Source organism: Brakhagea slesvicensis (genome assembly GCF_052161625.1).
Lineage (GTDB): Bacteria > Planctomycetota > Planctomycetia > Pirellulales > Pirellulaceae > JBKCUI01.
Genome location: NZ_CP197412.1, coordinates 4,829,430 through 4,854,830, shown reverse-complemented (window position 1 = coordinate 4,854,830; position 25,401 = coordinate 4,829,430). Strand labels below are relative to the sequence as shown.

The following is a 25,401-nucleotide window of genomic DNA, read 5'->3' as shown; positions in this document are numbered from 1 at the left end:
ATTTTCGACTATATTGGATCCAAATTAGATCCCAATCACTCGAGCATCACGTTAGCAATTGATGGCCGATGTCACACAGATTCTGAAACAAATTGAGGCTGGGGATGCCCTTGCGACAGGGAGGCTCATGCCGCTGGTGTATGAGGAGTTGAGAAAACTCGCCGCAGCTCGGCTAGCTTCCGAGCGACCGGATCATACGTTGCAAGCGACTGCGCTGGTGCACGAGGCCTATGTGAAACTGGTGGGTACGGATCAGCCATGGGAGGGGCGTGCGCACTTCTTTGCCGCTGCAGCCAATTCGATGCGTCAGATTCTGGTCAATTGGGCGTTGTCGAAGCGAGCTGACAAGCGTGGCGGTCGCGCCCAGCGGGTGGAAATGGATGATCTGGCCGCTGACTTCTCGACCGATCCGGACATGATCCTGGATCTCCACGAAGCGTTGACACGATTAGCTGCAGAAGATTCTGTAGCTGCCGAATTGGTAAAGTTGCGGCTCTTCGGTGGCCTGTCCGTCACCGAGGCAGGAAAAGCGTTAAACCTCTCCCGCAAACAGGCTTACGACAACTGGATGTTCGCCCGAGCGTGGTTCACTTCTTTGGACATCGGGTAAATCGAAAGATTATTTTTGGAATTTCCGAAACGGTTTGGTGCTGTTTCTTGCATTGATCTATATCAGGCAAGATTTTCTCCACACAGCAGCTCACTTTTGAACGAGGCCCATCGTCATGTTTCGAAGCACCCACCGCAAACTAGCAGAATTACTCAACCCAACGACGAAGGATACCCCGCGCGACCGCTCCGGCCGGAATGCGTGCAAATCCATTCGCAATTCAAGAACGGCTCGGAAACTCCGAGCTGAACAACTCGAGGCAAGGAATCTGTTCGCGGGATTGGCATTCGAATCTGTATTAACCACGGAAAGTGATTTTCCCGTGGGGAAGTCCTACGCATTCGCAGTCGCTGCTGACGTCTCTGGCAACACGTACATGGGTGGTCTTTTTACTGGCACCGCTGACTTTGATCGGAACACTATACATGCTGATAACAGGGACATCTTAACGGCTCAAGGATATGGTGACGCGTTCATAGCGAAGTACGATCCCTCGGGGCAATTCCTATGGGCCCGACGGATGGGTGGGGATTCGACGAAGAGTTCGGACGATACCGGCTATGGCATTGAGACTGACAACGCGGGTAACGTTTTTCTGACGGGCAACTTTGGAGAGACAGCCGATTTCGGCGGGAACTCGTTGGCAAGCGTCGGCCTGAGAGATTCGTATCTCACGAAGCTTGATCCAAACGGAAATTTCCTTTGGACAGTTGGATTGGGTACCGAGATAGATGATTTTACAAATCAAATTGTGGTAGATCCGCGTGGTAGTGTCACCGTCGCAACACTTAGTAACACATTTGGATCTGGACTGCCAGCGACAACGAGAATTCGGCAGTTCGATGAAAGCGGAACGCAGTCCTGGGCCTACCAGATCGACAATAGCGTCACCATTAACAGCGACGCGGGCGGCGATCTTTATATTGCGGGAAGCTTCAAGGGAACAACAGATCTGGATCCTGGACCTGAGCAATACCTAGTTACCGGTTCCGAAATCGTAAACAATCGTTTTATTAGTAAGTTGTCTAACCAAGGAGAGTTTCTATGGGGAACAACAATTCAATGGGACCCATCTGTCGACTCCACTTCAAGTGCTTCGGTCAGTGCGTTGGCGATAGGCAATGATGGCTCTCTCGCGATTATTGGATTCTATAGCGGGCAGGTGAAAATCGAACAAGGAACTAGTTCTTACTCGCTTCCAACCGCTCCAATGACTCGTTCGTACTTCTCCACATTCGATAGTTCAACTGGGGCACTTCTTTCAGCTAAAGCTTATGAGGGATCTTTTTCGAGCCGCTCCCTCATCGCGATTGAAAGCGGATACGCCACCAGCGGCATCACCGATGGAACAAGTAGTTTTAATCCCGTTCCCGGCATCTCGCTTACCGGACGGGGAAGCAACGACGTCTTTCTAATGACTCTTGATCAAACCGGAAATATTTCGTGGGGCGGACTTATCGGAGGCACCAGTATCGACAGCGCCTATGAAATGAAACCAGACGGGAAAGGGGGATTGTTATTGGCTGGATACACTTCCTCAACAGTCATTGATTTCGACCCAAGCCCTGTTCGTTCTAGTTCAGTAAGTAACGTTGCCTCCTTCGTCTTGAATCTGAAACCAATGTCGGCGACTAAATTCTATGTGGTCGACGATGCGTCCAGTAATCGGACTTACGAATATGCTGCCGACCATACCACCGTCGAAAACTACATTCTCAACAGTGGCAACACAGCCCCTCGCGGTGCGGCCAGCACAGTGGCGGGTGACAAAGTGTGGGTCGTGGATGCAAACAAGAAAGTCTACGTCTACAACAACAGCGGAGTCCTGCTGGGTTCGTGGACAGCTGGCTCCGTGGCTTCCAATGCGACCATCGAAGGGATCACCACCAACGGTACCGATGTTTGGTTGGTCGATACACGACAGGATCGCGTCTATCGCTATGCCAATGCCGCCGCTCGACTCTCTGGCAGTCAGAACGCTGCCAGCAGCTTTGCCCTTAACAGTGGAAATCGAGATCCAAAAGATATCGTGACCGATGGAGCAAGCTTTTGGGTCGTTAACGACAGCACGACCGACAAGGTCTTCAAATACTCCATGACCGGTGCGCTGGTGGGAAGCTGGACGATTGATTCAGCGAACAAGGCCCCTACTGGCCTGACAATCGATCCTTCGGGAGCGAGCCAAAGCATTTGGATTGTCGACAACGGCACCGATCGCGTCTACGAGTACACAAACTCTCGCAGTCGAAATTCTGGAAGCCAGTCGGCCTCGTTGAGTTTCGCACTCGCAGCCGGGAACACCAACCCCCAGGGAATTGCAGATCCACCTGCTCCGGCAACCGATTCCTCGGAATCCGATACCTTCTCATTCGACGAATCGAACGGCAACGAAATTACAACCTCTGAAGTGGGGCTGAACTGGCTCGTGTACGACCGTGCCCTTACTGAAGTATCGTCGGGCAAATTCGATGCGAATTTGACAAGAGTGAGAGAGTTCGCTGAGGAAGCAAATTCCCGTGGACTGGCACGGGACAGTGAGTTTGATCCAATGAACTATACTGTACAGTCGTTGACCGAAAAGACTGCCCCAAGTGCGCTATCAGTTTCCGCGGTGGAAGCGGCCTTTGCAAACCCGGATTCACTCCTCGATGCTGAGGATCCCGAATCGCTGCTGTCCTCTTTGAAAAACGTCGTTCAAGGTCGAAGATTGCGATAAGCCCTTCTCCTTGGACTACAAAATGGCGTTGGCTGAGATAACCTATCGAAGCCACATTCACGCCCGTGGCTTCGATAGGCAAACTCATGAAACACAACAACGCTGAGCAACTCTCCGCAAAAGAGATCTTCATTCTAGCTGCTGGACTGAAGGGCATTGCGGAGCGTCAAAAGATCCTCGATGAATACTGCGGCGCAAATTCAGAGCTGAGGAAGCAGGTCGATCGCCTTCTCGCTGCAGCAGACCAAGGCGATGACGGTAGTCCTTTGGACGCTATCGTGGATGCCTTTGGCCCTGAAGAGACACTTGCCAATCTAGAATCCGACGTCAGTGCACAGCAATCCGTCATCACGGATCAGACAATGGCGATGACCTCGATCAAGGTGGGTAGTCAAATTGGTCGCTATCGATTGATGGAACAGCTTGGCGAAGGGGGTATGGGAGTCGTCTATGTCGCCGAACAACTCGAGCCAGTTCGGCGCAAGGTTGCACTTAAGGTGATCAAGCCTGGCATGGACTCCAAGCAAGTCATCGCGAGGTTCGAAGCGGAACGGCAAGCTCTAGCGCTCATGGACCATGTGAATATTGCTCGCGTTTTAGATGGGGGCACGACCGAGCAAGGTCTACCTTACTTTGTGATGGAGTTAGTGCGAGGCCTCCCCATCACAGAATACTGCGACCAAGCCAAAGCGACGACGCGCGATAGGCTTGCACTATTCATGACTGTCTGCAATGCAGTCCACCACGCGCATCAGAAAGGGATTATCCATCGCGATATCAAACCAGGTAACGTGCTTGTTACGTTGCATGACGGAAAACCGGTGGTCAAGGTCATCGATTTCGGCGTAGCCAAAGCGCTTCATCAGCAGCTCTCCCAACAGACTGTCTACACAGCATTGAATCAGGTCGTCGGTACCCCCCTTTACATGAGTCCAGAACAATTGGAGTTGAGTGGGTTGGACATCGACATCCGAACCGATGTTTACTCCTTAGGTGTTTTACTTTACGAGTTACTAACGGGCACTCCCCCCTTTGATCGAGAACGGTTGTTGAGATCCGGCTTTGATGAGATGCGACGCATCATCCGCGAAGAAGAGCCGCCACGGCCAAGCCAACGCATCACGACCTTGCCCAAGGCTGAATTGTCGACATGTGCCAAAAAACGTGGCTTCGACGACCGAACGTTTTCAAAATCGATTCAGAACGAACTCGACTGGATCACCTTAAAGGCACTGGAAAAGGACCGTAACCGCCGGTACGAATCTTCGAGTGCGTTAGCAGCCGATGTGCAGCGATACTTGGACGACGAACAAGTATTAGCTTGCCCACCGTCAGTCGCCTATCGCGTCAAAAAATTCATCCGACGTCATCGCGTCCTTCTCACAACCACGGCGCTCGTTCTTGTTTCGTCGATCGTTGGAACCTCAGTCAGTATTTGGCAAGCGATTCGAGCCAACGAGTCGAAACAGGTAGCACTCGCAAGCAATGCAATCGCCAAACAAGCCGTCGACGACATGTACACGCAGTTCGCCGAGAAGTCGCTCGCAGAAGAAGGCAACGCAAGCGAGCTTCAACGGGAGTTTCTCGAGAAGGCCGCCGCATTCTACGAAGCGAACGCAACTCAACTCGCTAAAGACCCAACTTACGCTCTCGATCAATTGAAATCGCGGAAACGAGTCTGCGACATTCAAATCAAGCTTGGCCAATATCAGGAAGCTGAAGCCGGATTGCGCAACATTCTTCAAATCTGTCGACAACGCAGGGTTGCAAGTCCGTCCCTTAATGAGTACGCGATCATCGAATTTAGCTCTATCGCACAACTCGGTTCATTACTAAGTACGATTGGAAAAAAGGATGAAGCCAAGTCGAAGTACGAGGAAGCGACAATCCTACTTCGAGAAATAGGTGCAAATTCGACTCTTGACACCTCACACAAGTCTGCCATAGCGACCGTCAGCGCTCGTCTTTGTACCGGATTACAGATTGCGAAGTTGACGGAGGCATCCGAGGCGGCGATCAAGACGTCCATTCAATTGTGGAAAGAATTACTTGCTACTGGCCCCAGCGATTGGCATTATCGTGCAGGTCTCGCGAAGGCACTGGAACGGCAAGGCTTACAACGCATGTGGTTTGGAGACCGAAAGGCTGAAGCCAAGACGGCATTTCTAGAATCAAACGAGATGCTGCTTCAGCTTTTGAAGGAGCGACCTAGAGACCGGACCTGTCGACAAACTCTTGTCCGTAACTATCTACACCTAGGGGTGTTGGCTAGTTGGGCTGGACAACTCGAACAAAAGATGGCATTCGAAAGAGAAGGAATGGAATTAGCACAGAGGTTGATTCAAGACTACCCAGGAGATCAAGAAGCCCTGAGTAGTATGAATACTCTGCTTGGAAACAACTACTCAACCGCATTAGAACAAGGTAGCTTAGACGACGCGAGAGTGGTCCTTAAGCTGTGGCACGAGTCGTCTGAGAAACTAGTTGATCTGTTTCCTACAGTTATTAGTTTCGTAAGGGCTTACAGTCATTCGAGCGTCACTTACAGTCGAGACTTGTACAAGCATGGAGAACATACGACTGCAATTAGCATCGCAAACCGATACAAAGAGCGACTCACACTGATAAAAAACCAAGAGAGCGAAGGGGACATTACCGCTCTAAATACGCTTGCATTTGATTCCACATTGGACGTCGTTGCCTTGTTACTCGAAGAAGGCCTCTATACACAGGCAATTCAACAGCTCGAAGACCTCAATTTCGAAGACTCTATGTTTAATTCACAGAATCTCGATCCAGGTCCTGTTCAATATCCGGATATGCAATTTTTGCTCAAATGCAATGACGCATACTGGGATTTGCATCGCCCTATTACGATGATTAGAGAATGCGTCGAATTAGTTGAAAGAGATCAAGTTCTAACAATTGAATCGAAACGGGAGCTTACGAAAAAATTGCGTCCGACCGTCGAGCGATGTGAAGCTGAATCCCGCAAACTGCACGACGCTTGGCTTGGAAAGCTTGGTTCTCTCAAGCTTACCAGTGACGAGATCCGTTTTCTGTACGTGCGTTTCATGGAGGAAGACACATTGTACTCAACGCGCGTCGAAAAAAGACTCCAGCGTGAAACAAGTGGACGATTGGCAATAGACTTAGTGCGCAAGATGGACAAGTTGGGACAAGATGCCAAGCCAAACGATTTGTCCCTCCTGATTGGTGAGTTAACTGCGGGAGAAGAGCACATACGTGACCCAAAACTCGCATTGCGTTTGGCGGAACGAGCCATAGCCATGCAGCCGGATAGCGAATTAGCAAAGCAAGACCTTTCCTGGGCCCTGTTTCGCAACGGCCGTTATGAAGAAAGCCTAGGTCTTCAAGGTTCAAAAATTCCAAGAACGAGCGCAACCCAGAGCCAAATCTTAGCCATGACTCTTTGGCATCTTGGTCGGAAAGAAGAAGCGGCAGCCTGTTTGGCGCCGCCTTATGAGCAAAAATTATCTGATTACATCGCGAAGCGCAAGAAGGATCCCGATGGCAAGCTAGTTTGGCCAACAGCCGCCAATTTGATGCGACTGGATCGCGAGGCCAAAGCTCTCTTAGGGGAGGAGCGGAACGCACTCGCAGCTGCCTTTGCCGACTCGGAGGTGCAAAAGCCGACAGTCGAGTCCAAAGTTTCGGCGAAAGTCGATCCTATCAACGCTTTGCGAGCGATCGCCAAGTGGCAATTCGAGAACCACCTATTAGAGGAAGCGGAAGAATCGATTTCCGAGGTGATTCGCCTGCAACCCAATTCAGCGGATCGCGCCGCATGGAAAGCTCGAGGCGACCTTCGTTTGCGAGCCAAAAGATTTGAGGAGGCGCTTAGCGATCTCAATTATTTCCTCGAAACAACCCCGGATGATGCGGTTGTTTTGTTTCATCGATGCTATTGCTATCGAGACCTGAATCGATTCCCTGAAGCCCTGAGCGATGCGAATAGACTTATTGAACTAGCGCCGACAGGCTATCGGCGCTGGTTGAATCGAGCCGAACTCTACGAAAAGATGAAGCAACCCGAGCAGGCACTGGCGGACATCCAGAAAGCGCTGGAGGTTTGCGCAGGCAAATTTGATCCCTGGTACGAGGTGTCGGAGGTTTTTGCCCTGCGAGGCAGAATCTATTTGGAAGGGCTGGCGGACAGCGAGCAAGCGATCGCGGATTTGACGCATGCCTTAGAACAGAATCTGTTCTCGGGTAAACAGTTTAGTAAACGGGATGCATATCTGCTGCGCGCGACCGCCTATGATCTTCTAGGTGATTCGGAGAAAGCGAATCAAGATCGCACAATGGCGGCCAGCCTCAAGCGCTAGTTGCGCTTTTACGAAAGTGCCGAAGAAATTTTTCGGTCGTCACGACCTATTCGGAGCAGCAAGACTTCTCGAATGATCGCCGCACTTGACATCAGATTGTCGTGAGTCACCAGCCCACCGACTGTGCCAAACTGAGGTTATGTCGCTGCTCCAGAAACGATTCAAATCCCCGACGATGTTACGTATCAACAATTCCAATGTCGACAAAACCGGAATCCATGGGATTGTCGAAAACCTTCCGATACAATCGCTTGAACTTTCTCCATCCCAGATGACGGAGTCGGAAGCAAGACAACTCACGCCGCCCCGCAAGATCCGCGTCATGGTCCATGAAATGGGGTGATGATCGGCTGGTTAGCTTCCGAGTTCAGTAAACATAGCCCCCTCCGAATAGCGTTAGGGCTGGGAGCCATTGCTCGTTGCGCTGAAGGAGCACACGACGATAGCCTGATCGATTGGGAGTACGCTACGATTTGCAAGATAATCATTCGCACTTCGAACGCTCTACATTGAACCAGGCAGCCCTTGGGAAAATGGCTACGCTGAGAGCTTTTGCAAACGCACAGGACAAGCCCTCTTGAGTGAGCTAAGCCAATGCAGATTTGGTCGAAAGGCGGCCAATCTACGAGGGAGGGTTTTCGTGCCTCGGTCATCTCCCTAACCGCAGTCCCAACAAACAGGAACATCGAAATAAGAGAGCTGCCCCCCATTTATTTCCGAGTAGCGGCAAGCTCTAATTTTCGGACTCGGCGAGAGACTGGATTTGGAGACTTTAGCTTCAACTTGAATGGCGGTGGCATATGTGTGATCAAGATCATTTTGACGAAGATGTAAAGAAATACTCACGCAGGGACTTAGGCGTGATGGTTTCAGCTGGCATTGGTGCCGCCTTGTTTTTCCCAAGTTCGGCTCACGCTGTCGAAGTGGCTGAGAACGAAGTCGACATCAAGACGCCGGATGGTGTTTGTGATGCGTACTTCGTTACGCCCAAAAACGGCGCATATGCTGCGGTAATCGTTTGGCCAGACATCTTCGGCTTGCGCCCTGCGTTCAGGCAGATGGGCAAGCGGCTTGCAGAATGTGGTTACAGCGTGCTGGTAGTCAATCCATTCTATCGATCCAAGAAAGCGCCAGTAGCACAGGATGCTAGCAGCACACCAATCCAAGATGTGTTTCCACTAGCGCGTGCATTGAACGAGAAGACACACAACGATGATGCTAAAGCGTTTGTAGCTTGGCTCGACGCTCAGCCGCAAACCGATACGAAAAAGAAGATCGGTACGATCGGATATTGCATGGGTGGTCCAATTGTTATGCGAACCGCAGCGGCAGTACCCGAACGTATCGGCGCTGGCGGCACGTTTCACGGCGGTGGACTCGTCACCCAAAAACCCGATAGTCCTCATCTGTTGATACCCAAGATGAGAGCGCAGTTTCTGATTTGCATTGCCGAAAACGATGACCAAAAAGAACCAGAGGCTAAGAATGTGTTGAAGGACTCTTTTGCTCAGGCCAACTTGCCTGCGGAGATTGAGGTCTACAAAGCTGGCCATGGGTGGTGTCCTCCAGACACCAAAGTTTACAACCAAGAGCTCTCCGAAAAAGCTTGGGCGCGTCTGCTTGTTCTATTCGAGAAGGCCTTGGCGTGACATGGTCTGGTATGCTTCTAACTGCCAATTTCCATAAAGGCCTTCGTTTTTTGGGCGAGTTGATTTGGGAAACCTAGCGGCAAAAGCTCTCAGAGTCGTACTCGCTCAGGACGAACCGTCCTGGGTCAGTCACTCGCCCTTTTTCGTTTCCGATTCACAGAAAAGTGCTCCGGAAACACTACCCCACGCCGAGAATTTCACTTCCACCGCCAACACGCTCCGGTTTGGCACGCCGGTACCTTGAAATCAATAACGTGTTTTGGAATGGCTAAAGCACCAAACGCTCGACCGAACACTTCGGTGTACTGTTATGCTATCGTCTTTCAGTTGGGTGTCCCATCCATTCCGACTTTGAGGGTATGCGATAAACCTTAGCCGCACGATGCGGCGAAATCCCCAAGCGGGATGCGTTCATACTACGTTAGCTAAGAGACGGAAAATTCCACTTGCCGGTGAACCAAGACAGAGGAACACCGATGATGGAACGTCGTAAGCCCAAAAGCCGTTGTCGTGAAAGTGGATGTACAGCGATCTAGACATGGTGATTTACGGGCAGAACGTTCCCGATCCCCCAGTTCGCGGAGTGATCTATCCATTGAAAAAACACCCGTTCGCGATATTGGGTGCATCGCGTGGTTCTGGCTTTTAAGCAGCGACTTGCCGCAGCTTCTCGGCGATTTCTGCGCAGTGTGTTAGTGGTAAAACATGGCTACCACCGCGAATTACCATGTCAGGGCAAGTGTAGCGTATCGGGAATGTCGCGTCACGATCGCCGTGAATATGAATTGAAGGGATTCGATTAGCCTGTTGCGACAGTTTCCAATTCAGTACTGCCGTAGTCGCCCAACGATGCCATTCGCCGGAAGCGCCTGCCAGCTTCCTTAAACGCCACGTTGTCGGAGTCCTAAACCGACGGGGCCAACCGTTGGCAATGGTGCCGGTAGCTTTCATGATTGCAATGGCAGGACAAGGTGCCAACACACGGCAGATACGAAACCACGGAGGTAATTCGCGTGGGGATCGCACAGACTATATGAGAACGCAGGAAGCTGCATTTAGGTGACACGCTAGCTCTCGGGCAATAATTCCACCGAATGAAACACCACAGACAACTATCGGTTCGTCGTGGCTAACCGTGCGACTCAATCTTGCCGCGTATGAGACGATTGATTCGTGTTCAATCGGCGAAATCCAATCGACCACTGTGGCGTTGGAAAGCAACGGAAGCAATCTATCGAAGATTCTATGATCGGGAGTCATGCCAGTAAGTAGTAAGATTCTGCGCATGCTTGCTTCAATGCTCGAACGCCCATGTTGATCGAGCCCCCGCCAACACGGTCTCTAAAGTTCGAAACGGACCGACGGGGGCTTCGATCCAACATTTTGTTCGTCCTTGGTTAGGTCCATCCAAATTTTAGCAACTCTCGACCGCATTTTGGACATGGAGTTCGGAGTCTTTCGATTTCAATGTTTGCGATATGGCAGATCGGGCAGTAAACGCCATCGCCATCGATTGGAATTGATTCCCTTAACTCGGACATCGTAGATGCGATTCGGTATATCTCATCACAATCTGCATCAACTGACGGAAGTCCCGATGCAACTGGATCGGGAATTCTTCGATTCAAGGGTGTCGTCTCAATCCAGTCCTCAGGACTGGTACTTTTGTCGTTATCAAATCGCTCGGTGATATCCAATTGGCTGAAAGCCATTTCCCGCGGATCCATCGTTTCAATTTTGCGAAGTCGGATTGCCAGTTTTCGGGTTTTGGAAAACTCGGCTTTGATTGACGGTTCGGCACAAACTACAGACCAATCAGTCTCTCCAAGATGCAGTGTGGTGTCGATCTCAAAAGAATCGGGTAACTTATCGACAGGCATGTTTGACCTCGCCAATACCGCGCCTGTTGCCTCATCGACAAAAGCAACGGCAACATCTCGATTAAACCATGCCATCTTTGATATCTCTTGGACGAACGAAAAGCATCAGTCACGTCGAGCGAGAACGGATGGACCGCCCAATGCCGGTGGATCGAGACGTTGATTGCATCCGCTGGTAAGCTCATGCCTTTTCTGATCCGACAGGTTCGAGTGTGAACCGATCCCTTATGACGGTCAGCAGGATGATAAGCAAATTGTATGCGTTAGAGACCGCCTCCAACTCAGACCAGATTCTAGCATAGCGTCTCGTTGATTGCACATCAGCCAGGAGGTGGATGAAGAAATGAGTCAAAACTACTCAGGACGACTAGGAACACAGATAGATTGTGACGCTCAACTTCTTGGACAAACAGGAACACTAATCAACACTCATTGCCGCTAATCGAAAACCACCACGAACCTATGCTGTTCCTTATTAGTGGTGATTAGTGTCGATTAGTGTTCTGCTCTCATGTTATCCGAGGATTTGACTGGAACTGCACTTTAGGCAACGATCTCTAACCGATCATCGTATATTCAGTTGAACTCGGGCTTGGTTACGCCGCCAAGCACAATAGCTCGTCGATCAGTTCGATGATTTTTGGCATTTGTTGGGCTGCGGGTAGTTCTTCCATAAATCGATTCCTCCGCATTTTATGGGCTATTTCGCCACGACGGTCAGCATGCGATGGGCGATGGGCGACGGGCGACGGTCAGGATTGTCCCAGGGACGATTGCCAAACCGCCCGATTCGCCCGCTCGGTTGCAATCCTTGGTTCTGCCTATCGGGTCGAACAAAAAGACGATCAGTTGCACCCTTTTGTTCCGCGGTGTCACGAGCGTTTGAAACGAGTTCGTTTGCAGCACAAATTCTCCAATCCCTATGTACAAGCCATTGTCGTGCGGATTCGTACCATGAAGAGCAACGAAATGCGTCGACAGGGCAAAACGATCCCGGCGTCCAGTGAAGTTCGTTGGCGATTCGGGAAGCATTGCCGAGCGAGCCATGAAACACGACCGACGCCGTTCAGCGAGTGGCGGCAGGGAAAGTTTCCAAAATTCTAAGCGGTGGATCCGCCACTTTGCTGCAATGGTTTGCTCGCCTTTATGTTGGGGCCGATAGCCATGCTTGCATTGCGTCGTCTCCCGTAAGTCCACGAAACATTCGCCCATGTTTCTGATGAATTACGTAGCATTCCGGAAGTCGTTCACAGACACGCGAGAAAGTAGTGGGATCGACAAATCTTGTTGAAATGTTGAGCATTCTCAATGAGGGCATGTCTTCTACGAATTTGACAATACCATCACCAACCTTTGTACCCCACAGAAAAAGGTATTGCAAAGTCTGTTGGCTTGCAATCAAGGACGGGATTCCGTTGTCGGTAACAATGGTGTCCCCTAAATCGGCAGCGACAATACCGGCGAAGTTCTGCAATGTCCTCATATCCGAATCTCCATATTCGGGGCGTCGAAGTCGTTTGAGAAACTTCCAACGTTTTTCAGACTCGCGATCACTGGCTTCAAACCCATTCTGAGTTAGGGCAGAGACGACAGACTTCTGATGGCTCGCATCCTTGATCAGATCAAGTCCGAGAACCAGGTCAACGTCTTTCGTAACGCGTGGTGTCGCATCCAGCCAGTTTGGAATCGGTACCACGGTGGGCAAGCTTGCGGAGCTTGATAGCCAGCGCTGCTTGAGAAATAGACCGTATCCGCCAGCGACGAGGATGTTGGTTGAAGAAGCAGCAACGAGATCTCGCCAAAGCGGCTGAAAGTGCGGCCACAATATATCATCCAAGATTACCATTTCGCCTTCGTTGCTTTGATGATGGACTCATACAGATCCTTGGCCGTTTCGCGTTGGCGAGCGTCGCCTGCATTAAGCTCAAGCCAAGTGTGAATTCGACTCGCATATCGAACCCCATCTTCGTCTTGCTCGTTGGCAAAGAACGCTGCATCGTCTTGCGTTTCGATTAGTACGAAATCCGCGAAGCTGGGGACGCTCTCAGGCGTCAACGAAAGTAGCGATTCAGCCAACTTCAAGTCGCTAACGGCCACCTTCATCGGTCCGCCTTGTGCGATGGTGCAATAGCGTGTCGCCGAGGACTCGCCGGTTAGCGACCAAGCGGAGCTGGCGTGTTGAGTGTTGCCTCGTAAACTTCGATCGCTTGGCCATGAAGTTAACCGCCAGCACAACGGCCAGAATCATGAATCTGCTCACTCTAATCTTGGCAAAGGCTTTCATTTGGTCGTCCATCCTAGCGGCTCGAGTTGTTTATTGTTCAGGCAATGCGTTTGTAGATGCCAAAGAAAAATAGCTGGGGCTTGCCGGTTGGCGTGGTGTGCAGGTACTCGCTGCACTTTACGGGTTCGAATGACGTCCCCAGCTCTGCCTGCATCGTGGCAGCATCGTATTGGCAGATCGTCAGACCACTGCACTTTTCGGGACCGCCCTTGGCGAACGTTCCTGCGACGAAGTGGCCCCCGATGGGCAGAGATCGCTTCAGCAACTCCACGTAGTGCCTTCTGTCATCTGGATCGGTGATGAAGTGAAACACCGCGCGATCGTGCCAAACGTCGAACTCGCCCAGTGAGTCGCGCTGCGTGATGTCGGCGATGATCCATTCGACTTGCGATGCCCGCTCACCAAGTCGAGCCTTGGTTGCGTCGATAGCGGTTTGCGAAATATCGAGTACAGCCACATGCGAGAAACCGGCATCCAGCAATCGATCGACCAAAAAAGACTGCCCACCGCCGACGTCAAGCACTCGGCCTCGCGAATCTCCAGCAACTTGGAGGATCAAATCAAGCGACTGTTTTGGATCGGGTTCGTACCAACTCACTTCGGTCGAATTCTTCGTTTGGTAGACGTTTTCCCAGTGCTGTGTTCTGTCCATCGCGGGTACTCATCTTGTGTAGCGGCTTGAAAACACTACGATTGTATTCGGATATGCGAATACAACAACCCGGAGCGAGATCTTGACTGAAATCGACACGAAAGCTGCCACCGTGCTGCTGCGAGCCTTTGCGCACCCGACTCGGCTGGCAATTCTTCAAGAGCTTTCGAAAGGTCCGAAATGCGTAACAGACCTCGAAGACTTGCTGCCTGCACGTCAAGCGAACCTGTCCCAACACTTGGCGTTGTTGAGACATACGCAGTTGGTGGACTTCGCTCAAGACGCACAGACCCGCTGTTACTATCTCGCCAAGCCGAAGCTGACTCGAGTGCTGCTTGAACAACTTGCTTCCAACGAAACCCCCGTGTCGAAGTCAACGGAGCAGATCAAAGGCGAGAAAGCCAAGTTCGAAGCAAAGCAGACCTCGCCCCCAAAGATGCCGAAGGAGAAAGCCAAGCGAACTGTGAGAGCACGAGGATGAGCCAGCAAATTTATCTGGATTACAATGCCACCACTCCACTTTCCGAGTTCGTCAAAGCCGAGTTGCTGAGAATACTTGAGCTTGATCTTGGAAATCCATCCAGCCGACATTGGGCTGGCACGTCCGCAGCAGAGATCGTCGAGTTATCGCGGATTCGAGTTGCTTCGTTGATTGGATGCGATCCCACCGAGATCATCTTCACATCCGGCGGTACCGAAGCTAGCAATCACGCACTCAAGGGAGTGTTCTTCGCGAACCACCAGCGACGGAAGCAACCGCATTTCATCATCAGTTCGATCGAGCACCCATCCAAACAAACGGCTCCCCAATACGCTAAACGTCAGTTTCGACGGCATCGCTGGCTACGACCTACTTGCTCGATTGCCTTTCTTGGCTGCATCCACCGGTTCCGCTTGCCATGCCGGCAAACAGCATTTGAGTCCGGTTCTCTCTGCGATGGGGCTGAACGCACAGCGGTGTTTGGGTGCGGTACGTTTCAGCCTCGGCCGATCGAGCTGCAAAGAAGAAATCGATTACGTAACAGATGCTATTAGTGGGTGTCTGTCTTCGAAGTAACCCCAGTGCCCGAAAGGATTTCACATGTCAAAGTATCTGTTCATTCTGAATGAAGCCGCATATGGGAACGAATGGTCCTATAACGCGCTTCGCTTGGCCGGTGGCTTATCGACGCACACAGCGATCACACGCCCAGCAGAGTTCGAAGTGAGAATATTCTTGCTTGGAGACGCGGTAGGTTGTGCGAAGCGAGGCCAGAAGGTTCCGCAAGGTTTTTACAATATCGAGCACATGATTGAGAAGGTGGTAAGGCACCAAGGGCAAGTCAGCGTCTGTGGCTCTTGCATGGATGCTCGCGGAATTACGACTGAGGAACTGGCGGAAGGCTGCCATCGAAGCAGTCTCGATGAACGAACGGTGCTAACGGACTGGGCAGACAAAGTCCTCGTGTTTTAAGTGAGCAAATGAACATGAACTCGCCGCTCAGTCTAATTTGTCCGCTCATTCTCACGATTGGCCTTTACCAAGGGTGGATGGTTGCAAGCGCTCAGGAGAAGGCAATCAAGAGGGACGATGACTCCGCAAGCAGCTCACGTTCGATCACGCTCAACGACGGAACCCGACAGGACTTCGAGCAGCTTGATTTGCCTGCCGGCGTTCGTCGGATCTATCTGCGCAATTGCGACATCAATGACGATTCGTTGAAACGCCTGGAAGGTTTAACGCAGTTGCAGTATCTGTCGCTTGAAGGCTCAAAGATCAAGGGTGATGGATTGGCTGTCTTGAAGTCGTTGCCAGCTCTGAAGTCTCTTTCGCTTAATCGTACAAAAATCACCGACGAGTCGCTCAAGCATCTTCTTGTCGTTAAGAACCTGACCATTCATTTGCTCAATGATACAAACGTAAGCGATGAGGGCACTGCGACGTTGGCGTTGATGCCTCGTCTGGAATGGCTCTACCTTAATCGCACTAGAGTGACGGATGCGTCGATGAAGAAGCTGGGGGATTTAGGCAAGCTAAGATTCCTATCGCTTCTAGGCACTTCGGTCACTGACTCTGGTGTAGCAGACCTTCATGCAGTTGTTCCAAGCGTTAGAGTTCGTCGCTGACAATGGCGCGAGAAAAGTGCGGGCGGAAGGTATGAGCTCAAATCCATTTGACGATCCCGAGTTGGCAGCTCGCTACGAAGCATGGTATTCAGGCGCGGCGGCGGGCGAGTCAACAGGAGAAGGCTTTGCTTGGAAAGCAGCTACGGAGCATTCAGGGTACGAAGTCTGTCTTGGAAATCGGGTGTTGGTCCGGACACTTCACACGCTGGCTGAGGGATCGTGGCTATCAAGTCACCGGCCTGGATAGTTCCACCGCCATGCTCGAGCAAGCGAAGGCCCACATCAACTCGGCCGGCGTGTAGCCATTGTTGTTGTGGAAGATCTCTACAAGGGATCGCAGCAGCGCGACATCGTTGAAACGAGGGGGGTGAAAACGGAGCATGATTACCTTCAAACAGAGTGCGGCTCATTGGTTGCGTCCTTGAGACAGACATTACGCCAGCATGTGCTAGCAAACCTTCCTTTTGGCTCTCCACGAGACGCTCCCACTGTGACACGCTAGGACACTGGGGCGGAAAATTTGGAAGGATGCGTATAGGTTCGCGCGGGGGAGAGTCAGTGGAAGACGGGCTGGTGGGCGATGCTCGGTGAGTTACGGCGCCAGCAACGCCATGTGAAGCCGGAACTCTCGCTGCAGCTCCGAGAGCCAGCCAGTACGCATCGAGTGGAACAATCGCGGCCAGCACAAGAAGCCGGCGCATCGGCTCGATACTGAATCGCGACCACTTACTCGCGTGAAGCGGGTTACACTGGGCTGGAGTCGAGAGACGGTGTAGTGGCAACGACCAAAGTCACTGGGCGGGCCCAGGTGACACTCCTTTTCAAAACCGGCTCGTTCGCTATTTCAGGTGCACTGCCTTAGTAGGCTATTCGCGTTGGCGATTAGGGTCGCGCGGAACTGTGTTTGATTTGTGAATTGTGATTTCCGGGCGAAAGTGGAAGCCATCGTTTGCAACGATCGGCGTTTCAATTCCGAGTGATTTGGGCGGCTGCACAAAGCCGTCGAAGGATCCCCATTCGTGAACAAAGTAATCGAAAGGGGTTCCAGATTCTGGTTTTTTGATTCCTTCGGCAGCGCGCCGAAACGAGAAGTAGACCGATTGGGTGAGTTGCTTACCGTTCACAGTTTCAATCTTGAGGAGCGTTTGACCGGAATCTGTCTTAGGCCGCGTTTCATCGCCGTCTACGCTCATGCCCGTCACACGTATGTGAGCGTACACGAAGCTCACCGAGATTTTCTCGCGGGTAGGGTTGCGTCGTGGCGCTCTGTTCCCTACTTCGATTTGCGAAGCTGATTTCGCATTCGACGCTTCGCAGCTTGGGCCGTTGCGTTATCAGCCTTATCGCGACGCTCCTGCTCCCGATAGGTGCGCACAGCTTCCGGGTGCTCTGCCTTCCAGCGATCCGGTAGCAGCTCCTCCACGCGCGCTGTCCCTCGTAGCAAGTGTGTGATCACACTCTCCAAGTACATCCCAATGTCAATCTCCTGACGCTGCGCACTGGCAACCAGACTCATGAGGCTTGCATTGCGTATCCCGGCTCGCATGCTTCCGACGAACAGCCAGTTCTTGCGCCCAATCGCGACTCGCTTCATCAGCCTTTCGACTTGATTGTTGTCGATCGGCAGGCGGCCGTCGGTGGCGTATACGCATAACGCATCCCAGTGGTTGCGCACATAGTTGAGCGCGCCACCAAGCTTGCTCGCAGGTAACGCGCTTCGTGCCAACGGGCCATCGAGCCAGTCGCGGAGTCGATCGAGTATCATTCGCGATTCTTTGGCTCGCAGTTCTCCTCGTGCTTCATCGCTCCACTGCGCCAGCGACGCTCGATATCGTAAAGCTGGTTCATCAGCGCAAGAGGGAGCGATGCGGCTTTCTGATCGTTGGATTGATGTTCATAAACATGACGGCGCGCATGCGACCAGCACGCCATGCGGGTCATCTTCGACCCGGGCGCAAGAATCACGCTCATGTTGCCCGAATAACAGTCTGCCATCACATGCCCGGTATACCCTTCCAAGTATTCTGCAGGTCCATCGCGATGCCGCGAGACTCGGAAGTCGAAGAGATCATAAGGAGCTGTTGTGTCGAAGCCGGAGTAGCCCCACATCTTGGCATCCAGGCTATCTTTCTTTTCCTTTTGAGCCTCCTTCATCTTCTCAAGGAGTCGCTGTATTCGGGAGTCTTGCAGAGCCTCCTTTTCGTCGGGTATCTCCTTGGGCATGATCAGCTTGACGTGCGTGTCATCAAGCCCCAAGCAACGAGAGGCCATGAGTCTGGCTCGCATCGCTTCGAGCAGCCTTTCCGAAACATCATGAGTTAGATCCGCCAGGTAATCCAGGGTGGATCGACTTGGGGTCCACCCCGAGGAGGCGAACATGTCTTGCAGGCGGTAATAGGGGAGATGGAGCCCGAACTTGCCATGGATCACTTGAGCAGCCACGGAAGGGTGGTAGCGGCCCTTTTCCCCAAGATTTACTTCTTCTTCGACGTTCAGCTCGCGTTCGGGGGAGTTGGCGTAAGCCAGAACAGGCTTCTTGTACTGGAGAACAACAAGCTTCAACGGGATGTGCTTGAGGGTTTCGGTGACTTCATAGCGTTTGACGATCAGCTCGCCAGAGTCAACGCGTTGTTGGAACGCATCAGGGATCTCCACTTCCACGACCTCACGCGGCAAGTGTGGCGGGAACTTGTCACTATTTGGCTTCTTCGCGACAGCTTGCTTCTTGCGCGTATAGGTGATGCGCTCTACCTCGGCTTCCGCTTCCTTCTTGGCAGCTTCGAGCGCCTCTTGCAACTCCTTGTCATCCTCGAATTCCAAGAGATATTGGTCTGCGTTGATGAACTTCTCTCGCTTCTTCCCGGTGCGCAGGAAGCGGATCTCAGCAAGCGCTTCTTCGAGCGATTTTTTGAGCGTATCGATCTCGGATTTTTGCTTTACGAGAACGTTCGATTGCACAAGAATCACTTCTTGTGCGGTGCTCAAATCGTTCGGTAATTCGTTCGCGTCTTGCATGATGGTGTTATAGCGCGAGGCCCAAAAAGCGCAAGAGGGGACAGAAGTGAAATTGCCTAAAAACACAGGAATTGTTTCTGTTTCAAGCAGAGATTGCTTCTAGAGAATCGCGGGCCGGAGGGACGTAGCGCATTCTCTTCTTCACAGAGCTGAGTTCGACTCCCGTAAGGATCCACTGCAGCTCGGCGGACGAGACCACGACATGCTTTCCATCGGCGCTTCGAACTGGGCGCTGAAAGCAGCCTCTCTCCAATCGCTTCATCCAAATAGCGATTCCATCGGTGTCCCAGTACAAGAGCTTGATCCGATTCAGGCGATGGTTCAGGAACATGAACAAGCCACCATCGCGCACGTCGCGCTGAAAGTCATTCTTAATGATCCCGAAGAGACCGTCGAAGCTCTTGCGCATATCGATGGGCTCGGTATGCAGGTAAATGGGAACTGAAGGGTTGAGAGCGAGCATGGTAACTATGCCACCTGATCGAGAATATCAGAGAGCGAGGCAATCGCACTAAGGGGTAGACGCAATAGCACGCCGCTTGGGAGCTTGATTTCGATCGCAGAGTCGACAGCATCCACGGATTGAACTCGCAAGAACGCTGGCTGGACCGGAGCCTTGCCAAGCTTGCGCTTCCAGTTATAGAAGGTTGGAACGGAACAACCGATGGAATCGCAGAATTGGGTTACGGTAAGTCCTGAGCGGTCGAAATCCGCGAGATGCTGCGCCCATCGTTGGGAGCGAGAAGCAGAAGATGGTCGAGCCAAGATGAGTTCCTTGCGTACGAGTGAAAACGTTGATCGAACGCAGAAAACTACACGACAGAAACCGACCAGGTCGGGAAAATCAAGAACCGGTCAGTGTACGCTCACACACGTATTACACTACCCAGCGGCTGCCCCAAGTGTCCGATCACTCTTTCGGGATGAAGTGCGTCCACAGAAATCTGGGCATTCTGTTTCGTCGTCGAACCGGACTCCTGTGCTCGTAATAGGGGGTAGGCGCCGAACAGCAACGCGCCTGCCAACAAAAGACGTTTTTGAGCAACCATTGATGTGTCTCTTTCTGTAGCCGAACGTCCGGCATCAACGAGCCCGAGTAGTTGACTCAACGCAAGTCAAAACGGCCGGTCAAGGGCTTGGTGTGCATCATGTGATTCTGCTGAATCTTATCGTGAGTTTATATCGAAGATGATTGCAAGTCGATGGTTACCCAATGCGTATTTGGAATCGACTTAAATCGGTATGGGGTCGCAATCCCGACTCAACGTCTGCCGCAACACGTAGACGTACATCATTCGAAACATGATCGTAGAGAAAGCCCTCTCGCTCAACCTCAAAATGACTGTATCCGCTTCGAGCGATGTCGCCTGCCGTATTTAATTCTTCATATGTACGGTATACCTCCGATAACTCAGGATTTCGTTCGCAAACTGCCGTCAACCTGAAATGCCCAAGTGCGGCTGCGGCGTCTTTTTTGATGACAAATTCTCGTAAGGACCGCAGTTCTTGGTAAGCTGCATCGCACGATTGCTCGTCATCAAAATAAAAGAAATAGGCAATCTGCGAAGGTTCATTTGCGGATGATTGATCGGAGAGCTCTTGAAACGTTCTCTGCAGCACAATGTACTGATACCCGGCGTCGTTCGGGTAAATACAATCAAAGTAAGTATCCCAGTTGGGTTCTAGTATCCCGTCTTGTCCCGAGAAGTCATAGTATTCGAAACGATCTAGAATAATATCGCGCACGGTGTGGTCTAGCTCTTGTCCCTTTGCGTAAAAATAAAACTCGCGATAGCCATTTGTTGTCACGCGACCAACAAAGATCGCGTTTAGCGACTCTTCCAAAAGTGGCACAAGAAATTCTTCGATCTCGTACAATTCATCTTCTTCAGCGTCTATCGAAAGACCAGCTTTGCTTGGGTATCGTAAGTAAACCCGCATTGCATGAAAAAAGGGGTATTCTTCACTCACAACGTCATGAGCGACGCTTGTATTCAACCAAATTGATGCGAGATGGTCATTAATGCAACACGGGTAGAACGCCATGCCATTTAGATTCCACAATTTGCGTTCAGCAGGTATCATTTGAGTTAATTGAGAGGCAGAACGACCAAATTCAGCGAGTGCGAGGAGAAATCTCTACGAAAGTCAGAACGCCTGACCGACCACTTCGCTGCATTTTTTTATCCGTCGTATCGTTGTTTTGCGGAATAGTAGTCTAAAGGAAAATCACGGTCAGCGACAATGGACGCATATGCACTGCGAAGATTGTCAGCAACGCGTATTGCAATTTGTCGCAACGGTTTGGAGTGCATGACCTCATGTCCTATGTACCAAATGGAGCCCTTGTCCGCCTCGACATCCACTGCGATCGGGTCACCGTTCGCGCAGTAGCCGACGAAGATGAATCCAGCGTCCTGTGGCGAAACTCCGAATCCATCTGTCTCATATAGATCATAAATATCGTCAGTCGGATACAGGCAATCCGTGCGAACCGTTTTCGAATCAAGTGGCGTAGCACTACACTCAAGTATGACCGAAACTGCATCAGCATCGATGCCCTTTTCCATCGCCCACACAAGGAAGTCTGATTCGGTCATACGCTTTCAGCCTGAGGAGGATAACGGCACGCATCACCGCGGTCGCGGCGAGTGATGCTCCATTGAAAAAACGCCCGATTCGCGACTCGGGTTCATTGGATTGTTAGGTGCCAATACAAACGTCCGCTTCCCATCCGTCGTATTCCATGTCGTATATTGAAGCTAGACACGCCATGAACCCGGATACGGTACAAAGCACTGGTTGGGTTGTGGGCATTGTAATTGTTACCGTAAGCCTGTAACGTTTATCTGACTTCTTGACCGTTGGGGTTCCGTATCCAAAATCCGTAATGAAGCTTCCGACCAAATCCACGTCCTTTTTCTTCGCCCCATACATGATGAAGTCGACGTTTCGTGCGACCATTGCATCGTCGCCCAACTCCTGGTTTTTAAGCAGCAGTTCGGTGTCTGCGGTCGCAACTTCGATTAGCGTTTCAACAATTGTTGTCATTTCAGGCACCTAACTTTTGCGATCACCCAGCCCGAGCGGTTGACTCAACGCAAGTCAAAACGGCCGATCGAGGGCTTCGTGTCCAATGTATTGGGTACGCCCATCATGGGCATTCGTCCGTGGTTTTTAAGTCCCCTGTGCGAGTGAGGAAACTCGAGGAGATCAGTATAACAAATGGCAAATGCGAAAGTTCAAGCACGAACGGTGGTATTGGGAGCTTACCCGGCAACGGGCATCGTTACCCGATTTCTGTCATCTCTGCATCGACGGTTCAATTGTCCAGTTGTAGTACGCTGCCATTAAGGTCAATCTGAGCGCCATGTCGCCAGGTCGAGATTCAAACGTCAGTTCTACACCGGATGTTGGAATGTAGATCCCGCCCATTCTGCCATTTGGGTAGCGAGTTCCTTCGTTCAGATCCAAGCCGCAAAGCGACGGAATCGCGATCAGTATTGAATCCAGTGTTGCATTTGCATCAAACGGACCAAGGCACCAATTGAACCGAGGATCAGGCCACTCGGGTACGCGGTCCTCGCGGTACCAAGCAGGAAATTGAATTTGCGGAGCACATGGCGGACCGATACCGTCGCCGAGATCGAAGCGGACGTGTCCGAAAGCGACCAACGCAGGGTAACAGTCGTCTGACGGTCCGAGTATAGATTCAATATCGGCGCGGGACATTTGTCGGTGGAATGGACCGAGCCTGCCATGCAACGCAAAGTCGAGGAGGTCGAGTGTTACCATCTCATTCACAGAACGTTTCGATTCACCCAGCGGCGGGATGAATCCTTGATTTGTCAGTCCACCGGATCGCCGCTTGGGTGCAATCGTTGTCCGCGCCCGGCACGGGCGTTGGTTAATGGAGTTCAAGTCCCCCGTGCGAGATAGGACACTTATAGGAGATCAGTATACCAATGGCAACTGCAAGAGTGCAATCGCACAGTGGTGTGGGGAGGGTGCCCGGTAAAGGGCATCCTTACCCGATTCGTCGCTACGGTTAGTGTATCGGAGGTTGATAGGGATTACTCGTGTCAAGCGGGATTGAGGATGTGTTGAACGATATGGATTGATCGGGTTCCGTCTTCTTTCGACGGAGTCTCGACCAGAGCCACCGCCCAATGGTCTCGACGATTCCGAGAACAATAAAGTTTATGGAAGTCCAAACAAATGTGATTGGTACGCCCGTAATTGGTGCAAGTGTCCGTCCGGTGTCATTGGTAACTCGGTTCATTGCGCGTTTCGCCTCTTCGGTCATTTCGCTTTCGCTGAATGATCGGTCTCCATCAAGATCGTGCTTGTAAAGTTCCACGTCCAATGCGAATTCCATGGCTTGGACGGCGGCAAGCAAGACGAGATAAGCGATGATGCCGGCAATCACAAATAGAATCGCCCAATGAGTCCGACGTTTCCCAAGGCAAGCGTTGAGACACCAGCATATGAGCGGGGTAGCCGCGTAGACAACCTGCAATACTCGGGCGACAACCATTCAAGCTTTCGTTTCGGTTGGACTTTTGTTGCGACGAACTAGTAATTCTCCGGCGCCCGCGCCGGTGAACAAAAATTTCATTGTAGCCCATCCAACGGGGCAATTGGCCCGCAAGCCCTCCTGATTTGCGCCTCACCCTCGAAAAGGAAAGCTTCGCTATTTCCAGGGATAGCCCCTGCCTTTCATCCTCGCTACCTTTCTGTGTACGCTTGAGCCGGGGGCTTCGGTTTTCGAGCCAACCTTATAGCCAAGCTGCAACACTCGATACTGGGCTCGTGGCTAACGATTACCTAGGCAGGAGTCCCTCCCACTTGCCTTCAAATCATTTTCAGTACGCACGTCCAACCTTTTGTTCGGCATGGTATACGTTCAGGATGTTTGATTGCACCGTTCCACACCAAAGTATCGCACCACAATCGTTCGCCATTCTTCGGAGGTTGTCGAACCGTAGATGGGAATCGGGATTGAAATAAGTCTCGTCCACGTTCAAATCATACCAGACCCGATACTCACCTTGGATTAGGTTGAGGCACCACCGGCCGTATTCCCAGTCGTTTTCAATTCGAGCAAGATCTGCGTCGATAGAACACGGCCTGACGCGAAACTGAAAAATCTTGGTACATCCGGGATCTATAGCAGATCCGCCAGATTCGCCTGACACCATCATATGCGTACACCAGTCTCGGGGTGTTGTGATTTCCACCGGTACGATTTTGAGATCCGTAATCTCCAGCGTTGGCACAAATACCGAGTTGTCCGAATGGTTGGATACGTGTAATCCAAACAAATAACCCCAAGTTGCTTGTTTAAGCAATTCGAGGTCAAGCGAGATTGGGTTCTGCATTCTCTACACTCCTGATTCCTGGCGAACGACCGAAATCACGGGGTTGCGGAATGAGCCCCTGCACAACAGGACACACGCGCCCCGCAACTCCCGTGCATTTCACTGTTCGTCCGTTGTTTCCAGCAAGCCGCCGTTTTCGTCGATTGATTCTTGCGCAATCCCAAGGACGGCGTCTCGGAATTGTAGCAGATCGGGAGATGTTTGTTTGAGCGAAGAAAATATGAAAACATAAGGAGCTCCGGATGCGTTTATTCCTCCCGCACTCCATGCGTCAGCAATAGCATTGAGATTTCTACCATGCCACTCGGGCGATTGGCATTGATTGAAGACGACATCGTAGAACTCATTGAGGTCGCCAATTTTTTGACCAATCGATCACTATCCGTGCGGCATCTGCATATTGAGAACCGCGCATCCAAGGCGATCCAACCTGGTCGCGGGTTGCAATCCATCCGGGAGGAAGGTCTGCAATCTCTAGAACAGTATTGTCATGCGCCACGATTTCTTTCAAACCTACGAGCATTGCATCGTCCATGTTTGCGCCATCGTCGGAAAGAAACTGCCAACCATGATCCGATGCATCGTGAACGACACGTGTGATCGGTCTATGTTGCGTCATCACGTGGCGAGTGGTGAACGTTGCACAATTTGGAGGTTGATCAAACGGCCACATGCGATTCTCTGAAAGGACGAACGGCAGGCTTCACCTAGTCCCCGGAAGTGATGTCTCTAAAGTTAGTAACGCACCGGCGCGGGCTT

General features: G+C 51.6%; 26 protein-coding genes and 2 pseudogenes. 12 read left to right on the top strand and 16 right to left on the bottom strand.

Going from position 1 to position 25,401, the window contains the following annotated elements; translation table 11 throughout:
- Positions 1-61 precede the first annotated feature (61 nt).
- From SH467x_RS18520 to SH467x_RS18495, 6 genes are all read left to right on the top strand, one after another.
- A complete protein-coding gene (locus tag SH467x_RS18520; protein ID WP_482368574.1) occupies positions 62-610 on the top strand; it encodes an ECF-type sigma factor in 549 nt (182 codons plus the stop codon).
- 115 nt (positions 611-725) lie between these two features.
- The gene (locus SH467x_RS18515) at positions 726-3,326 is read left to right on the top strand and encodes an NHL repeat-containing protein (protein ID WP_482368573.1); all 2,601 of its coding nucleotides are present in this window, start codon (positions 726-728) and stop codon (positions 3,324-3,326) included.
- 86 nt (positions 3,327-3,412) lie between these two features.
- Positions 3,413-7,675: a protein kinase domain-containing protein gene (locus tag SH467x_RS18510; RefSeq protein ID WP_482368572.1), complete on the top strand. Its 4,263-nt coding sequence runs from the start codon at positions 3,413-3,415 to the stop codon at positions 7,673-7,675.
- 175 nt (positions 7,676-7,850) lie between these two features.
- Positions 7,851-8,018: a hypothetical protein gene (locus SH467x_RS18505; protein ID WP_482368571.1), complete on the top strand. Its 168-nt coding sequence runs from the start codon at positions 7,851-7,853 to the stop codon at positions 8,016-8,018.
- Positions 8,019-8,183: 165 nt separating this feature from the next.
- A complete protein-coding gene (locus tag SH467x_RS18500) occupies positions 8,184-8,336 on the top strand; it encodes a hypothetical protein (protein ID WP_482371396.1) in 153 nt (50 codons plus the stop codon).
- A gap of 139 nt (positions 8,337-8,475) precedes the next feature.
- Positions 8,476-9,324, top strand: coding sequence for a dienelactone hydrolase family protein (locus SH467x_RS18495; protein WP_482368570.1), 849 nt, complete (start codon positions 8,476-8,478; stop codon positions 9,322-9,324).
- Positions 9,325-10,721: 1,397 nt separating this feature from the next.
- On the opposite strand, the gene SH467x_RS18490 is transcribed toward SH467x_RS18495, so the two are convergent.
- The 4 genes from SH467x_RS18490 to SH467x_RS18475 all read right to left on the bottom strand — a co-directional run bounded on the left by SH467x_RS18490 (position 10,722) and on the right by SH467x_RS18475 (position 14,140).
- On the bottom strand, positions 10,722-11,279 hold the full coding sequence (locus SH467x_RS18490) for a hypothetical protein (RefSeq protein ID WP_482368569.1): 558 nt from the start codon (positions 11,277-11,279) through the stop codon (positions 10,722-10,724).
- A 1,069-nt stretch (positions 11,280-12,348) separates the two neighbouring features.
- Positions 12,349-13,050, bottom strand: coding sequence for a leucine-rich repeat domain-containing protein (locus SH467x_RS18485; RefSeq protein ID WP_482368568.1), 702 nt, complete (start codon positions 13,048-13,050; stop codon positions 12,349-12,351).
- The gene (locus SH467x_RS18480; protein WP_482368567.1) at positions 13,044-13,307 is read right to left on the bottom strand and encodes a hypothetical protein; all 264 of its coding nucleotides are present in this window, start codon (positions 13,305-13,307) and stop codon (positions 13,044-13,046) included. Before SH467x_RS18480 ends, SH467x_RS18485 begins: the two co-directional genes overlap by 7 nt.
- 218 nt (positions 13,308-13,525) lie before the next feature.
- The gene (locus tag SH467x_RS18475) at positions 13,526-14,140 is read right to left on the bottom strand and encodes a class I SAM-dependent methyltransferase (RefSeq protein WP_482368566.1); all 615 of its coding nucleotides are present in this window, start codon (positions 14,138-14,140) and stop codon (positions 13,526-13,528) included.
- Positions 14,141-14,222: 82 nt separating this feature from the next.
- On the opposite strand from SH467x_RS18475, the gene SH467x_RS18470 reads away from it, so the two are divergent.
- The 6 genes and pseudogenes from SH467x_RS18470 (at position 14,223) to SH467x_RS18445 (ending at position 16,548) form a co-directional block, all read left to right on the top strand.
- Positions 14,223-14,621, top strand: a complete 399-nt coding sequence (locus tag SH467x_RS18470; RefSeq protein WP_482368565.1) for an ArsR/SmtB family transcription factor — start codon at positions 14,223-14,225, stop codon at positions 14,619-14,621.
- Positions 14,618-14,950: pseudogene (locus SH467x_RS18465) on the top strand (aminotransferase class V-fold PLP-dependent enzyme); the annotation flags it as partial. The gene SH467x_RS18470 and the pseudogene SH467x_RS18465, both read left to right, overlap by 4 nt.
- A gap of 52 nt (positions 14,951-15,002) precedes the next feature.
- Positions 15,003-15,197: a hypothetical protein gene (locus SH467x_RS18460; protein ID WP_482368564.1), complete on the top strand. Its 195-nt coding sequence runs from the start codon at positions 15,003-15,005 to the stop codon at positions 15,195-15,197.
- Positions 15,198-15,221: 24 nt separating this feature from the next.
- Positions 15,222-15,593 carry a DsrE/DsrF/TusD sulfur relay family protein gene (locus SH467x_RS18455; protein WP_482368563.1) on the top strand — a complete coding sequence of 124 codons (372 nt, stop codon included), beginning with the start codon at positions 15,222-15,224 and terminating at the stop codon, positions 15,591-15,593.
- A gap of 14 nt (positions 15,594-15,607) precedes the next feature.
- Positions 15,608-16,246, top strand: a complete 639-nt coding sequence (locus SH467x_RS18450; RefSeq protein WP_482368562.1) for a leucine-rich repeat domain-containing protein — start codon at positions 15,608-15,610, stop codon at positions 16,244-16,246.
- Between the two features lie 47 nt (positions 16,247-16,293).
- On the top strand, positions 16,294-16,548 hold the full coding sequence (locus SH467x_RS18445) for a class I SAM-dependent methyltransferase (RefSeq protein ID WP_482368561.1): 255 nt from the start codon (positions 16,294-16,296) through the stop codon (positions 16,546-16,548).
- Here SH467x_RS18445 and SH467x_RS18440 read toward each other — a convergent pair.
- From SH467x_RS18440 to SH467x_RS18385, 12 genes and pseudogenes are all read right to left on the bottom strand, one after another.
- Positions 16,473-16,628 carry a hypothetical protein gene (locus SH467x_RS18440; protein ID WP_482371414.1) on the bottom strand — a complete coding sequence of 52 codons (156 nt, stop codon included), beginning with the start codon at positions 16,626-16,628 and terminating at the stop codon, positions 16,473-16,475. The genes SH467x_RS18445 and SH467x_RS18440 overlap by 76 nt on opposite strands.
- A 484-nt stretch (positions 16,629-17,112) precedes the next feature.
- A complete protein-coding gene (locus tag SH467x_RS18435) occupies positions 17,113-17,439 on the bottom strand; it encodes a hypothetical protein (RefSeq protein ID WP_482368560.1) in 327 nt (108 codons plus the stop codon).
- Positions 17,440-17,519: 80 nt separating this feature from the next.
- Positions 17,520-19,261 (bottom strand): annotated as a pseudogene (gene tnpC / locus SH467x_RS18430) (IS66 family transposase).
- Between the two features lie 82 nt (positions 19,262-19,343).
- Positions 19,344-19,670, bottom strand: a complete 327-nt coding sequence (gene tnpB / locus SH467x_RS18425; protein WP_482371395.1) for an IS66 family insertion sequence element accessory protein TnpB — start codon at positions 19,668-19,670, stop codon at positions 19,344-19,346.
- A gap of 59 nt (positions 19,671-19,729) precedes the next feature.
- Positions 19,730-20,026 carry an IS66 family insertion sequence element accessory protein TnpA gene (gene tnpA, locus SH467x_RS18420; RefSeq protein ID WP_482367253.1) on the bottom strand — a complete coding sequence of 99 codons (297 nt, stop codon included), beginning with the start codon at positions 20,024-20,026 and terminating at the stop codon, positions 19,730-19,732.
- Between the two features lie 441 nt (positions 20,027-20,467).
- The gene (locus SH467x_RS18415) at positions 20,468-21,307 is read right to left on the bottom strand and encodes a DUF695 domain-containing protein (RefSeq protein WP_482371394.1); all 840 of its coding nucleotides are present in this window, start codon (positions 21,305-21,307) and stop codon (positions 20,468-20,470) included.
- 137 nt (positions 21,308-21,444) lie between these two features.
- On the bottom strand, positions 21,445-21,861 hold the full coding sequence (locus tag SH467x_RS18410; RefSeq protein WP_482368559.1) for a hypothetical protein: 417 nt from the start codon (positions 21,859-21,861) through the stop codon (positions 21,445-21,447).
- Between the two features lie 103 nt (positions 21,862-21,964).
- Entirely contained in the window at positions 21,965-22,312 is a 348-nt protein-coding gene (locus tag SH467x_RS18405; protein WP_482368558.1) for a ribonuclease E inhibitor RraB, read from the bottom strand.
- Positions 22,313-22,564: 252 nt separating this feature from the next.
- A complete protein-coding gene (locus tag SH467x_RS18400) occupies positions 22,565-23,056 on the bottom strand; it encodes a hypothetical protein (protein WP_482368557.1) in 492 nt (163 codons plus the stop codon).
- Positions 23,057-23,309: 253 nt separating this feature from the next.
- Positions 23,310-23,798 carry a hypothetical protein gene (locus SH467x_RS18395; protein ID WP_482368556.1) on the bottom strand — a complete coding sequence of 163 codons (489 nt, stop codon included), beginning with the start codon at positions 23,796-23,798 and terminating at the stop codon, positions 23,310-23,312.
- A 328-nt stretch (positions 23,799-24,126) separates the two neighbouring features.
- Entirely contained in the window at positions 24,127-24,642 is a 516-nt protein-coding gene (locus SH467x_RS18390; RefSeq protein ID WP_482368555.1) for a hypothetical protein, read from the bottom strand.
- Between the two features lie 99 nt (positions 24,643-24,741).
- Positions 24,742-25,002: a hypothetical protein gene (locus SH467x_RS18385; RefSeq protein ID WP_482371393.1), complete on the bottom strand. Its 261-nt coding sequence runs from the start codon at positions 25,000-25,002 to the stop codon at positions 24,742-24,744.
- Positions 25,003-25,401: the final 399 nt, after the last annotated feature.